Raw genomic sequence first — 12254 nt, 5'->3', positions numbered from 1 at the left:
GAGCCTCCTTTCTAATGCTGATGCTCCTAAAAAGTTATATGTACTAGATTAGTTTGGACATATAGAGTTCATCTATATATGTTCCCTTGACCAGCAAGGAATGCTTCTTCGTTCCTTCTACTTCAAATCCCCTCTTCCTGTACAAGGAGATTGCTGCTTCATTATGAGCCATTACTGTTAATTCTAAGCGGTGAAAATCCTTTTCTTTTGCCCAATTCTCTAATTCTTCAAATAGTCTTGTGCCCACTCCCCTGCCGTGATACTGTTTTCGTATTCCAACAATAATGTAGAGAGAATGCCTATTTCGTCTTGCTGTACCCCCGATCGCTCCAATATGACCAATGATATTGTCATTATCCTCAGCAATTAAAATCATTGAACGCTCACTCGATAAGAGGCGGTTAATCCTTTCTTTTTGTTCTTCTACACTCATGGATCTTTCACCTGATTCATATAACAAGAAATCGGTTTCTGCTAGTAATCTATTATTAAATTCAAGATAGTTTTCTGCATCTTCTTCTCTGATTTCTCTTATGATCACTCGGAATCCCCCTATACTCTTTACATCATTACACATCTCTTCTACCTCCCATCCATTTGGATACTGGATACATCACAATTAATAGGATGAATCCAGCACATGCAGAAACCCAACCAATACTTTCAACCATTTGCATTGATTTTTCCACAGATAGAAAACCATGTTCACTTAATAAGAGGTAGAATGCCATATTTCCTCCCCAATGAAGCCCAACACTAAGCCAAAGTGATTTTGTTATGACTAATGGGATGGTAAAGACCAACGCCATAACCGCATACCTTATCCAATAAGGAGTCGGTAAACCCCATTGGGGAAGATGATATAAGGTAAACATAGTAATTACAACACCTGTAACCAAGTAGATTGGAATTCTAGAGGATAAGTGTTTAATAAGATACCCTCTGAAAATCATTTCTTCTGAAAATGCTGAAAAACCCGCAGTAGCCATAGCAAATAAGATAATAAGAATCATGTCTTGTATTGTAGGCAGGGTCATTTCAACCTCATGTATTGACCTAATAACCATATAGACCAATGTATTAAAAAGTACTCCAATCCCTACCCCTAGAAGTAAGAAAGCCCTCCATTTAGTATGTAAATGAAGCCCGATAGATTTCAATCCCTGCAATCCCGAAAGCTTAAGCAGAAAAGGAAACACAGCAAAAAATAAGATAGCAAATAGAACAAAACTAATAGCTGACCGAAATAAAAATGGTAAATAACTTAAGATAACAAGAATGAAAAATATGCCGAAGACTCTTAGATTCGAATGCATAGCCATCTCCTTATATGTAAAAAATCACTCAAGCCTTGAATCATGAAATTTGAAGCCCCTTTTGTACATCCCATTCTTCTTTTAAGATCGCATAATAATACTCATCCCACCATTCGTTGCCCATCGGGATACACTTCTTAAAGAATCCTTCTCTTCTCATCCCTATCTTCTCCATGACTCGATAGGATGGGACATTTTCCGGCTGGCATGTGGCTATGATTCTGTGTAGTTTCTTCTCCTCAAATCCATATTGCAATACTGCTTTTGCTGCTTCTGAAGCATACCCTTTGTTATGATGGTTCTGATCAAATACCCAACCGATCTCATAGGTATGTTCACCAAAATACCTATGAAAAACCATATGACCGATCAGAATGTTCTCTTCCCTTACCACCACAGGGAATTTTTCCGATTGTTCGCCCTTATTTTTCCGAACAAATTCCTTGGCATTTTCTACAGAAAACACACCTTCTGGGATGTATTTCATTACCATAGGATCTGACGTGTAATGCAATACATCTTTCCAATCTTCCTCTACAAACTGGCGAATACATAACCTCTCTGTTTCTATATACATGTTCATCCTCGCAATCCGTTATGTACGAGATTCAAAAAATGATCCTGATGATCTGGATGACAAGCAATGAGATAAGGCTCTTTACTCATACCGGTAAATGGGTGTCCTTCAAAATCTAGTACAATCCCTCCAGCCTCTTTAACCATTAGTAATCCAGAATATAAATCATCTCCCTCCGAGTTATACAGGATGATTCCGTCAATATCCCCTTTAGCCAGCATACACCACTGAAGAGTTGGTGCCCAAAGTCTCATCATTCTTTTACAATGAATATCTATGTACTGCCTAAGTCGTACCGCTCTTTCTTCGTTCTGAACGATGTGTCCTTGTATCCACCCAATGGTAAAGCGCTCAGGATTCTCTTTTTTCTTAATAGTGACTATTTTATCGTTACAGAAAGCCCCTCCATTCTTACTTGTCACAAATAAACGGTCGACCATCGGCTCATAAATGACTCCAAGCACAGGTTCGTGTTTATACATTAATGTGATGGAAGAAGAAAACACAGGGAAGCCAATAGCAAAATTATTCGTTCCGTCTAATGGGTCTACGAGCCATAGCCAATCACTTTCCTGTCCATTATCTCCCGCTTCCTCACTATGAACACGATGATCAGGAAACACACGTTGGATTTCCCGTAAAATTACTTCTTCTGCTAAGTGATCAACTTCTGTGACCACATCTCCAAAATCCCCTTTCTCTTCCAAAGAGGTGAAATGATCAAAACGCTCCTTTGCTATTTGTCCTGCTTCTACAATCACCTCACTCGCTAGTATTTTCGCTTTTTTTTGGATCTCTTCCATCAGAACCTCCATTATGATTATTCCATCGGCTTTATAGCATCAACGATCAAGGAAACAAATCCTAGATTTCCTTCTTGATTACGGTGATCAAATCGGTACGAACGATAAATAAACCCTTCTATTCCCTTATCGCTACCAATGCGCTATTTCCTTCTTCAAATCCTCAATACTATGAATATCTTTAAATTGCTGGCGCGTTAATAAAATATACTTTTCCTTCTCTTTGTCGTTATGATCTCTATATGTAGAATTCTGCGATGTATATAATTCCGAAACCAGTGGATGCAGGTTAGGATCTTGCACCACCGTTAAAAGCTCCTGTAAAAAATCATCTGAAAAATCATTCTTAGTTAAAAGAATTCTTATGGTATAGTCATCATCTGGTTTTAACGGAATAAACACTCCATTTTCATCCTGATCATTACTTACTCCTTCTTCCAAAGACCTTGTTCCATATGTAGTAGAAATAAAAATTTTATCGATCGTATCATTTTGATACAAGCGAGGATAATTTGCTGCTAGCTCTTTTCTTATCTCATTTTCCCAATAGACAATACTATAGTTATCACTAAGCTCCACTCCTAAATACTGTCCCTTTTCATCTGTTCGATTATATTTCTTCACATTGATTACATTTTTATTCTCATCAAGAACATTGTATACTTTTGCAAAGTATTTATTGAACTTAAAGTTATAACAACCCTTTCCTTCGACATCCATATTATACTTTTCTTTCATATATATAATGGCTTCTCTTTTCACTTCTGCTCTTTTCCAAGGCAGTCCATACGTTTCAGTGTAAGCATAAAAGAAAAATGCAATGATTGCTAGTAGTAGAATAATGATAAAAAATCGAACAAAATACTTCATGTTATTTCCCCCATCTATAGATGTATCATGCAACAAAAACAGAGGGGATTTCCCCTTTGCTCCATGCCCTTGTTTACCTATCATTTTTTAACATATTGCTATATATAATCCTACTCTTCATCTATATTATATTAATTCCACTTTGTAGTAAATACAACAGCAACTAAAAGCCCCTTACCTAGTATTGGGTACTAAAGGTAAGGGGCTTTAACTCTAGTTTAGAGAGTTTTTTGTTTATGGATTTCCTTGTTTGATTTGTCCAGAAGATAAGGTATAAACACCCGTTCCAAATTGATAGTTTCTACCTCTGTTATTATCCCATTGTCCACTTCCATTATTAAATACAGCTTCTATTTTTTGCTGATAGCCAAGATCGATTGTAACAGATGAGTAACCATTGGATTCAGAAGAAGGGCTCATTTTCACGCCCGGTGCAGTCGTCCATTGCCCTCCATTGATTGCATAGTGAATATGAGGATTGGACCAGCCCGTTTGATAATAAATCGTGACATAGTTTTGACTTGGTTCCCCTTCTTTAATTTCACCATTAACGAGTGTATACGTTCCAAGTCCAAATGTATAATCATTGCGATTATTATTGTCCCATTGTCCACTTCCATTATTAAAGGCGGCAATTAACCCCTCCGCATCCCCTACATCAATTGTAATTTTATAAAAGCCAGCAATATCGGAAGGGGACATTTTTTCCCCTGGTGCTGTCGTCCATGTTCCGCCTATGGGCTTATAATGGATATAAGGAGAAGAAAAGCCATTATAGTAAATCGTCACTTTTCCATCCTCTGAACCCGTTGATTTTGTTGTAAACTCAATCGCTAAGCCTTCTGGTGATTCACCAACAGAATTGTAAGCAGTAATCACATAAGAATAGGTTGTTTCAGGGGATAGTTCACTTAATTGGAAGGTTACGTTACTCGTATCAGCTACTAATTCTCCAGAGTGATCATATATTCTGTACCCCTCTACAATTCCTTGCACGGCAGACCAGTTTAGAACGGCTGAAGAATCAGTCAGGCTTGTGACTTGACCACTGCTAGGATGCTGAGGTACGACTGGCTCATCCGGATTTTTATCGTGCCAGGAACCATCAAACCAACCTTCTTGATCTCTTAAGAATCCAGGCGCATTCCGATTCGGCATTTGGTTCCCTTGTTTGTCCTTAAAGATGATATGCGCTGCTTCAACACCTGAAATCGTGTAAGAATACCAATCGCCACCGATATGAGTCATGTCTGGAGCATTTGCCCATGTTGGCTCTGTCACCTTAGGGTTCGTTCCATAGTAATAAAGCTGTGGTTTGCCCCAGGTTGCAGGCTTCTTAAAATGAATAGTTAGTCCCTCTACTTTTGTAAACGTATATTCTGCACTTACATCGCCAAATTCATTTTCGGCATACAAACGTAGGGTAATCTGTTCACCATGCTGAGCACTTTCTCCTATTACAAGAACCTCCCCATTGGAATAAGGAATCCCCTCTTGCGGATCACTGCCGTCTAACGTATAAAATGCTTCTGTGACATTCTTTGCTCCTAGTGTCACTTCAATGCTTGCAGAAGTAAATGTCCCTCCAGGAGGGGTTGCGAAAACGCTTGCATAAGAAGGCACTTTGGTAAAAGTATATTGTCCACTTTTATTACCTAGATCATTTTCAGCATATAACTTGAGGGTAAGGGAGTCATTGACGGTTAAATCTGATCCAATCGTTAATGCCGTTCCATTCTCATAAGCGATCCCCTCAATGCTTGGATCGGAGCCATCTATTGTATAAAAACCTTGCTCCGCATTATTTACGTACAATATAACTTCCATTTCTTCACTATCAAACTCTCCCCCATCTGGTGTTGCAGAAACGATTGGAAGAGCGCTTCTTACTCTTTCTACTAATATGACTCCATTTGCATGAGCGTTAAACGTTACTTGACCGTTAACGACGGTAGACTTTTGACCTGTATAAAAGTCTTGAACCTCTTCTCCATTTTGAAAAACAGAGGAAACATTTAGTGTTGTTGCCCCACTGGCTCCTACGGAAACCACAACACGATCATCCACTTGTCCTTGTTGATACGTCCGGCTAAAAGTGTATGGGCTGCTTGAAATTTGGTTATGCTCACCTGCTCCAACCGCTATATGATTATTTCTAAACTGCCCCATCTTCTGCCAATGACTAAGAACCTGTTCATTTTTTGAATTCCAGTTCATAGAAGAACGTGTTCCTTGATGGGAGTCTGATCCAGTTGGTCCAAACGGACGCGCCGTTTCATCCCCATAAAAAACCTGAACTCCTCCTGGTAGTAACATTAAATAAGTTCCACCATCTATTAATCTCTCTCGTGGAAAAAGCATTGTGTCATGCTGTGAAATATAGCTTAGAACATTAAAAGTAGGATCGGAATTAATTCTACCAGCATAATGGGCGAAGGTAGATTCCATACTGTTCATATTGTAAGCGGGACCATTTCCATGCTCACCTTGAAAGGTAAAATTAATAATAGAGTCAAAGCCATTATCAAAGTAATTGCTTCGTCCAACTCCATGTCCCCATACTTCTCCCACCATCCAGAAGTCATCTCCCCAGCTTGCACCAGGCTTATGAGGATTATTTTCTCTCCATGTCCACAAAGCTTCATTGGCTGCTTGTTTTAATTGATCCCAGCGGTACATTTCAACATGCTTAGCTGTATCCACACGGAACCCGTCAATGCCAAACTCTTCAACCCATGCCGAAAGCCATTTCACAATATAATCAGCAGGAGCTAGTCCTAAATCCTGGCGCAAGTCCCTTGCAGCAGGAACAATCCACTGATCAAAACCATTTCTTTCTTGATCCCATTTTCTTTGAAGCAGCTTAGGCAAGCCAACACTATGAGTTAAATCCGTTCGGAAGTCAGGTAGCCCAGCTAAACACATTTGAATTTCACTATTACCACATGGCTGGTATCCTCCTAATCCAGCTCTTACCCAATCTCCCCACCAATTTGACCATGCTTGAGCATTATTATAGTTAATGAACTCATGATGACTATGCCATGTTTGTCCTTGACTAGGTGTCCAAGAAGAATTAACTTGACTATCTCCAAACTGATACTGCTCCATATCCTTTAATGTATTGTAGCCAGGATGGTTCATAACGATATCCAGTACAACACGAATCCCTTTGGAATGCGCTGTGTCAACAAATTCTCGCATCTCTTCAACCGTACCCATGTTTTGATCTACGGTTGTATAATCCAATGCATAGTATCCGTGAAAGGCATAATGTGCAAAATCTCCATCCTTTCCACCACCAACCCAGCCATGAATCTGTTCATAGGGCGCTGTAATCCAAATCGCATTAATACCTAAATCAGTAAAATATCCTTCGTTTAATTTATTTGTAAGCCCTTGCAAATCTCCTCCATGGAATGTTCCAATATTTTTCCCCATGCATCTTGCTGCGGACGACCATATGAATTGTTATTTGCCGAATTTCCATCATAAAAACGGTCAGTCATAGCGAAATACACAGTTGCATTATCCCACGAAAAATTCGATGGTTGTTCTGTTGCATACACAGTTGAAGCTCCGTTTAATTGTAAAAAAGGAACAAACGAAGAAATCACTAGCACTAGCATTAATAACCAAGATACATACATTCTTTTACGGACACGACTCATATTACATTCCCCCTAGATTAAGTTTTTTCTTTTTTATGCGCAACCGATTGCACAATAAGATAAAAAAATATGAAGCACTCTCCTCCCCTCTACCTCTTATTGAAAACGTTTTCGAATATTACTATACCATAAAATGTTGAAATGGAAAGATATATTATTCAAATATTAAGAAAGTTCATTCTTTACGACTATTTTCTCTTGGAAAGTTGTTAATATCAGGACCATCGAATTAGACATCTTAGTTAAATAGAACTATTTTTAGGTAAATCTAGAATAACAAAAAATGAAACTATGTTTCGTATAGTAAAATAAAATGTAGAAGGAGGGAATCAGATGACCATAAATTTTCATGATGAAAAAAATAAATCATCCTATACCACGCGTACTGCTGATGATTCTTGGATTCAATTAATCCACAACAATGTACATGTATCAAACAAACAAATGGCAGATATCGGCTGCGGGGGAGGGATTTATACCAAAGCCCTACTCTCTATGGGAGCAGCACATGTTACCGGTGTAGATTTTTCTGAGGCTATGTTAAAAGGGGCTGCTGAATATTGCCATGCTATCGATAATGTAACATTCCGACAAGGAGATGCTTATCAGACAACTCTTCCAGCCAATCAGCTTGACATCGTCTTGGAAAGAGCACTAATCCACCATTTGAAGGATATCGATGCTTGTTTCAAAGAAGCATATCGCGTTTTAAAGAAAAAAGGATTCCTCATCATTCAAGACCGAACTCCCCAAGATTGTCTAGTTCCTGGGAGCGAAAACCATATTAGAGGCTATTTTTTCGAAAAATTCCCCCATCTAATCCACACTGAAGTTTCTCGCAGGTATGATTCAGGTCAAGTAAAAAAAGCACTAGAAACGAATGGATTTCGCTTAGAGAAACAGCTTTCATTATGGGAAACAAGGTGTGAATATCTTCATTTTGAAGAACTAGAAAAAGATTTATTGCTCAGAGCAGGTCGTTCCATTCTCCATGAACTAACTGATGAGCAACTCTGTGAACTGGTAGCCTTCATAAGGGATAGGCTTCCAGATACCACAGGAAAAATGATTGAAAAAGACTTATGGACAATCTGGATTGCACAAGCTTATTAGGTGTTTCTATTTCAACACATGCGCTAATACTGGCACTAGAATCATAATCATCATACCCTGAATCAATGAAACAAGCAGATCTTTTTCCCAGGTGTTCTGAGTGGTTTTGCGCATCAATCTAGCAAGGACAAACAGAAAAAACCACCAGAACATGACATTTGGTATGATTATTTCATAAGAATACTCCATTATATCACCCTGAATATATATTTATTGGCTACTGGGTATATCAAATATCTGAGAAACTAATTTATGAGTTCCAGATATCCCCTCAATCTCTATACTCTCTTCTCCCCTAGTCGTTTCAATAGTAAGGTCTTTATACACCTTATCCCAAAAAGTAGTGGCTAATTTATTTATTTTTAGCTGTTCCACCTTATATCTGCCTTGAAATTGATCAAAAACCAACTTTACTGCTTGAGTAGCTATATTTCTTCCACGATATTTCTTTAACACGAATAGCTCTTGAATGGTATAATCGACTCCCTCTGGTACGTAAGGATGAGCACAAACTAAAATAAATCCAACCACTTTATTTTCAGCTTCAATAAAAAAGGGATATAATTCTTTTTTTTCTATATACACATACGCATGGTTTGCATCAAACTTTCCATCGCTTCTAGGATCATCACCAAGAAACCCAGATAAATCATATAGATACAAATTATACAGGTTAAGAAATCTTTCTTTTTGATTGTCTCTAATTTGTGTAAGTTGAGCTACCATGTAAACACCCCTTTCTTTTTACCCTTTCATTAATCCCCGACCAATAAAATTTGCAGAAGGTGGCTTAATTCCTAGTTCCTTTGCCCAAAGAGAAAGCTGACCCATATGGTGAATTTCATGAGCAATCACATGGCGTATTATTTCACCGCCATAATGAACTTCATCTGACCAAGGAACGACAATTTCTTTAAAGTCTACATCTTGAGACCAATCATCTAAGAAAATAATGATCTCTGAGCGATAATCGTTCGATAATTTTTGTATCAACTCTAATGACATATAATTCTCGTATTTAGGCTCTAAATCTTGTTTTCCTTCTATTGCCCGTATCCAGCTGTATTCAACATCTATGACATGGAAAAGCGTCTTAAGAATCGAGCCAACTCCCCCCTCACGTTCCCGTACCAATTCATCATGTGTAACTTGCTTACATAGATCCATCCATTCGTCACGAACGACCCAATTATATTTGAAGAGATGTTTCATTTATTAACTCCTTATATTCTCTATACAGCATTCCCATGATAATCTCATCTGAATATTGCCCATTAAGGTATATGGATTCTCTGATCGTTCCTTCTATTTTAAACCTGCCTTCTCATAGGCTTTAATTCCACGCTTATTGTGAGAATATACTTCCAGTTGCAGTCGGTTTAAGGCAAGCTTCTCAAAAGCATATTGTAGGGCTATTTCTACAGCTTCTGTTCCATACCCCTTATTTAAAAAGTCTGTATGATGTAAGGCGATTCTGAAACCTGCTTTTCGATTTGTTTCATCGATATCTAAAATAGATAGATCACCTAGGAGTACATTTCCTTCTAACAAGCAAATAGCCAAATCAACACGTGAATCATCTTGACTAATTCGCTCAAAATATTGGTATACTTGCTCCTTAGAAATTCCCTCTTTTGTACCTGTCATATATCTAATTTCTTCAGATTGGGTCGCTTGATAGAAGCTTTCCATATCCTCTCTCTGAATAGGTCTTAAGTAGAGTTTTCTTCCTGTCATGTTTTGATCCCTTCCTTTTCGTCTACTTGCTAATCTACTGACTATACATAAGAATCCTTTAGTTGCTGATCCCGTCTATGGCGGTCCAAAGATAACTGAATGAGCTTCGTTATTAAATCAGAATAAGAAATCCCACTAGCCTCCCAGAGCTTAGGATACATACTAATTCTAGTAAATCCAGGTATTGTATTGATTTCATTTAAGATAATCTCACCTTCTTCAGTAAGAAAGAAATCTACTCTTCCCATGCCCTCACAGCACAAAACCTGATAAGCGCGTGTCGCGATCTGTTGAATTTCTTTTGCTATTTCCGGCGGCAAATCAGCAGGAATTTGTAATAGAGCCCCTTTTTCATCTATGTATTTTGCTTCATAAGAATAGAACTCTTGCTGAGGTAGAATCTCGCCTGGAACAGAAGCGATAGGATCTTCATTTCCCAAAACAGAGCATTCTATTTCTCTTCCTGTAATACATTCTTCAATGACTACTTTATGATCATATAAAAAGGCTTGATTGATTGCTTCCGCAAATTCCTGTTCATGTTTCACCTTGCTTATCCCTACAGAAGAGCCCAGATTCGCTGGCTTAACAAAGAAAGGTACGCCCAGTTTCTCCTTCACATCATGAAAAGTGAACTGATCCTTTGTATGTCTATATAGGGTCATGAAATTAGCAATGTGTATCCCTGAATCTCTTAATAATCGCTTAGCTACATCCTTATCCATATTAACAGCCGAGCCTAATACGCTGGCTCCTACAAATGGAATATTAGCCATTCTCAATAATCCTTGTATAGTTCCATCCTCGCCAAGGGGACCATGTAGCACAGGGAAAACAACATCGATCTGTCCTAAGCTTTCAAAATTATTGCTACTTAATAATTGGTTCGTTTCCTCCCCTGGAATCAAGGCAACACTTTGGTTAGAATGGTTTAGTTGAATCAATTTAGGATTTTCCTCATGTAACAGAAAAGTAGAGCTTTCATTTAAATGCCACTTACCTGACTTATCAATACCGATCAACAGAACTTCAAATTTTTCTCGATCAATGGCATCTATAATGTTCTTAGCAGATTGCAACGATACCTCATGCTCTGCTGACTTCCCGCCAAAAATAATACCCACCTTGATTTTTCTGTCCATGATTACCTCCAATTTACTGAATTAAATTTTTTTCAAATTCTAGTTCATGCTGAATAGGAATATCATCATATCCTCTAAAAGGAATAGCTGGTTTTAGCTTTCTAGCTTCATCCACTGCATGTCTATGTAAGGCTTTTAGGTCATAGCCTCTTTTTTGATAAAAACGTATGGCACGAGTGTTATCGTTAGTGGTAATCAACCATAACCGCTTACATTTCTCTTGAATCGCTATTTTTTCCATCTCATGAATTAGCTGACTACCTAGCCCCTTATTCTCTTCTAAACTATCTAAGGTAACGATTTCACATTCGTCATTCACAATATGATAAGTCAGCAGCCCAACAATCTCCTTGTCTTTCATCGCAATAATTCCCGGTAATTGATCCATTAAGTGAACATGTCCACGTGAAACGATTTTGGGAGAACCCCATTGAATTGTAATGAAGTCTACCACTTGTTTCCTGATAGGATCATCAATTGTGTGAAGCTTGTATTCCATTTGTATCTCCCCTTGTATTATTCTCCTTAGTATTACATTATGTTTTAAGTAAGCCTTCCATAGTGGATTTAAGGTACACGTATTGCTCCTCATTTGTATCCGAATATGCTTCTTCCCTGCTTGATAGTAGATGTTGGTACTCGGGTTCTACATCAAATTGTGATTGAGTCAGGTCAATAATCTCTCCATCTTTTGTTTTATTATAATAATGCCAACCATCTTTAACAGGAGTCTTCAAAATATCCCCACCAAGATAATCATGAACAACAAGGGAAGTAACCCCACACTGCCCTTTGGCTGGATTCTCTTTCGTCCACTTTGTGCTTGACTTACTAGACCATGCTTGTTTTAAAAGAGATAAGATCATTTTTGATGTAATTTCATCCTGTGCTCCTTTGAACTTGTGCGATTTTATTATTTCTCATCACGATTATTTTTTTCTAGTAACTCTATGATCTTTTGACTCGTTTTTGAACTATCAATACCTCTTCTTACCGCTGTTTCTATCACAGCATAGATAACTAAG

At 38.1% G+C, this 12254-nt stretch carries 14 protein-coding genes and 2 pseudogenes; 1 reads left to right on the top strand and 15 read right to left on the bottom strand.

The features are described 5' to 3' along the window. Positions 1–43: 43 nt before the first annotated feature. The 8 genes and pseudogenes from JCM10596_RS09550 to JCM10596_RS30170 all read right to left on the bottom strand — a co-directional run bounded on the left by JCM10596_RS09550 (position 44) and on the right by JCM10596_RS30170 (position 7237). On the bottom strand, positions 44–541 hold the full coding sequence (locus JCM10596_RS09550) for a GNAT family N-acetyltransferase (protein ID WP_025026937.1): 498 nt from the start codon (positions 539–541) through the stop codon (positions 44–46). Positions 542–569: 28 nt separating this feature from the next. Beyond that, a complete protein-coding gene (locus JCM10596_RS09545; protein WP_025026936.1) occupies positions 570–1316 on the bottom strand; it encodes a CPBP family intramembrane glutamic endopeptidase in 747 nt (248 codons plus the stop codon). Between the two features lie 40 nt (positions 1317–1356). Then, positions 1357–1893: a GNAT family N-acetyltransferase gene (locus tag JCM10596_RS09540; RefSeq protein ID WP_025026935.1), complete on the bottom strand. Its 537-nt coding sequence runs from the start codon at positions 1891–1893 to the stop codon at positions 1357–1359. 2 nt (positions 1894–1895) lie between these two features. Further along, positions 1896–2696: an inositol monophosphatase family protein gene (locus JCM10596_RS09535; protein ID WP_025026934.1), complete on the bottom strand. Its 801-nt coding sequence runs from the start codon at positions 2694–2696 to the stop codon at positions 1896–1898. 17 nt (positions 2697–2713) lie between these two features. After that, positions 2714–2812: pseudogene (locus JCM10596_RS29745) on the bottom strand (class I SAM-dependent methyltransferase); the annotation flags it as partial. A 16-nt stretch (positions 2813–2828) separates the two neighbouring features. Further along, the gene (locus tag JCM10596_RS09530) at positions 2829–3566 is read right to left on the bottom strand and encodes a hypothetical protein (protein ID WP_025026933.1); all 738 of its coding nucleotides are present in this window, start codon (positions 3564–3566) and stop codon (positions 2829–2831) included. A 234-nt stretch (positions 3567–3800) separates the two neighbouring features. Beyond that, complete coding sequence (locus JCM10596_RS24760; RefSeq protein WP_234410464.1) at positions 3801–6971, bottom strand: carbohydrate binding domain-containing protein; 3171 nt, start codon at positions 6969–6971, stop codon at positions 3801–3803. After that, on the bottom strand, positions 6947–7237 hold the full coding sequence (locus JCM10596_RS30170; RefSeq protein ID WP_234410463.1) for a hypothetical protein: 291 nt from the start codon (positions 7235–7237) through the stop codon (positions 6947–6949). Before JCM10596_RS30170 ends, JCM10596_RS24760 begins: the two co-directional genes overlap by 25 nt. Before the next feature lie 333 nt (positions 7238–7570). Here JCM10596_RS30170 and JCM10596_RS09520 point away from each other — a divergent pair, with 333 nt between their 5' ends. Further along, positions 7571–8350 (top strand): class I SAM-dependent methyltransferase, encoded by a 780-nt coding sequence (locus tag JCM10596_RS09520; protein ID WP_025026932.1) that lies wholly within the window; start codon positions 7571–7573, stop codon positions 8348–8350. Between the two features lie 6 nt (positions 8351–8356). On the opposite strand, the gene JCM10596_RS09515 is transcribed toward JCM10596_RS09520, so the two are convergent. The 7 genes and pseudogenes from JCM10596_RS09515 to JCM10596_RS09485 form a co-directional block, all read right to left on the bottom strand. Beyond that, positions 8357–8539 carry a hypothetical protein gene (locus tag JCM10596_RS09515; protein ID WP_025026931.1) on the bottom strand — a complete coding sequence of 61 codons (183 nt, stop codon included), beginning with the start codon at positions 8537–8539 and terminating at the stop codon, positions 8357–8359. Positions 8540–8560: 21 nt separating this feature from the next. Next, positions 8561–9076 carry a GNAT family N-acetyltransferase gene (locus JCM10596_RS09510; RefSeq protein ID WP_025026930.1) on the bottom strand — a complete coding sequence of 172 codons (516 nt, stop codon included), beginning with the start codon at positions 9074–9076 and terminating at the stop codon, positions 8561–8563. A gap of 18 nt (positions 9077–9094) precedes the next feature. Continuing rightward, a complete protein-coding gene (locus JCM10596_RS09505; RefSeq protein ID WP_025026929.1) occupies positions 9095–9562 on the bottom strand; it encodes a DinB family protein in 468 nt (155 codons plus the stop codon). Then, positions 9540–10087 (bottom strand): annotated as a pseudogene (locus JCM10596_RS24755) (GNAT family N-acetyltransferase). The gene JCM10596_RS09505 and the pseudogene JCM10596_RS24755 overlap by 23 nt, the downstream one beginning before the upstream one ends. A gap of 41 nt (positions 10088–10128) precedes the next feature. After that, entirely contained in the window at positions 10129–11229 is a 1101-nt protein-coding gene (gene ddlA / locus JCM10596_RS09495; RefSeq protein WP_025026928.1) for a D-alanine--D-alanine ligase, read from the bottom strand. 13 nt (positions 11230–11242) lie between these two features. Next, complete coding sequence (locus JCM10596_RS09490; protein WP_025026927.1) at positions 11243–11728, bottom strand: GNAT family N-acetyltransferase; 486 nt, start codon at positions 11726–11728, stop codon at positions 11243–11245. Between the two features lie 37 nt (positions 11729–11765). After that, on the bottom strand, positions 11766–12095 hold the full coding sequence (locus JCM10596_RS09485) for a YunG family protein (protein WP_034681040.1): 330 nt from the start codon (positions 12093–12095) through the stop codon (positions 11766–11768). Between the last annotated feature and the right edge of the window lie 159 nt (positions 12096–12254).

Origin of the sequence: Caldalkalibacillus mannanilyticus JCM 10596 (genome assembly GCF_000615945.1) — a bacterium.
In the GTDB taxonomy this organism is placed as follows: Bacteria; Bacillota; Bacilli; order Caldalkalibacillales; family JCM-10596; genus Bacillus_AT; species Bacillus_AT mannanilyticus.
The sequence above is the reverse complement of the archived record's forward strand: the minus strand, read 5'-3'. Positions and strand labels throughout refer to the sequence as shown.

What these genes read in the sequence shown, in the direction of transcription:
- JCM10596_RS09545 (WP_025026936.1), bottom strand. Translation starts at nt 1,316, where the DNA reads ATGCATTCGAATCTAAGAGTCTTCGGCATATTTTTCATTCTTGTTATC.
- JCM10596_RS09540 (WP_025026935.1), bottom strand. Translation starts at nt 1,893, where the DNA reads ATGTATATAGAAACAGAGAGGTTATGTATTCGCCAGTTTGTAGAGGAA.
- JCM10596_RS09535 (WP_025026934.1), bottom strand. Translation starts at nt 2,696, where the DNA reads ATGGAAGAGATCCAAAAAAAAGCGAAAATACTAGCGAGTGAGGTGATT.
- JCM10596_RS09530 (WP_025026933.1), bottom strand. Translation starts at nt 3,566, where the DNA reads ATGAAGTATTTTGTTCGATTTTTTATCATTATTCTACTACTAGCAATC.
- JCM10596_RS30170 (WP_234410463.1), bottom strand. Translation starts at nt 7,237, where the DNA reads ATGAGTCGTGTCCGTAAAAGAATGTATGTATCTTGGTTATTAATGCTA.
- JCM10596_RS09520 (WP_025026932.1), top strand. Translation starts at nt 7,571, where the DNA reads ATGACCATAAATTTTCATGATGAAAAAAATAAATCATCCTATACCACG.
- JCM10596_RS09515 (WP_025026931.1), bottom strand. Translation starts at nt 8,539, where the DNA reads ATGGAGTATTCTTATGAAATAATCATACCAAATGTCATGTTCTGGTGG.
- JCM10596_RS09510 (WP_025026930.1), bottom strand. Translation starts at nt 9,076, where the DNA reads ATGGTAGCTCAACTTACACAAATTAGAGACAATCAAAAAGAAAGATTT.
- JCM10596_RS09505 (WP_025026929.1), bottom strand. Translation starts at nt 9,562, where the DNA reads ATGAAACATCTCTTCAAATATAATTGGGTCGTTCGTGACGAATGGATG.
- ddlA (WP_025026928.1), bottom strand. Translation starts at nt 11,229, where the DNA reads ATGGACAGAAAAATCAAGGTGGGTATTATTTTTGGCGGGAAGTCAGCA.
- JCM10596_RS09490 (WP_025026927.1), bottom strand. Translation starts at nt 11,728, where the DNA reads ATGGAATACAAGCTTCACACAATTGATGATCCTATCAGGAAACAAGTG.
- JCM10596_RS09485 (WP_034681040.1), bottom strand. Translation starts at nt 12,095, where the DNA reads ATGATCTTATCTCTTTTAAAACAAGCATGGTCTAGTAAGTCAAGCACA.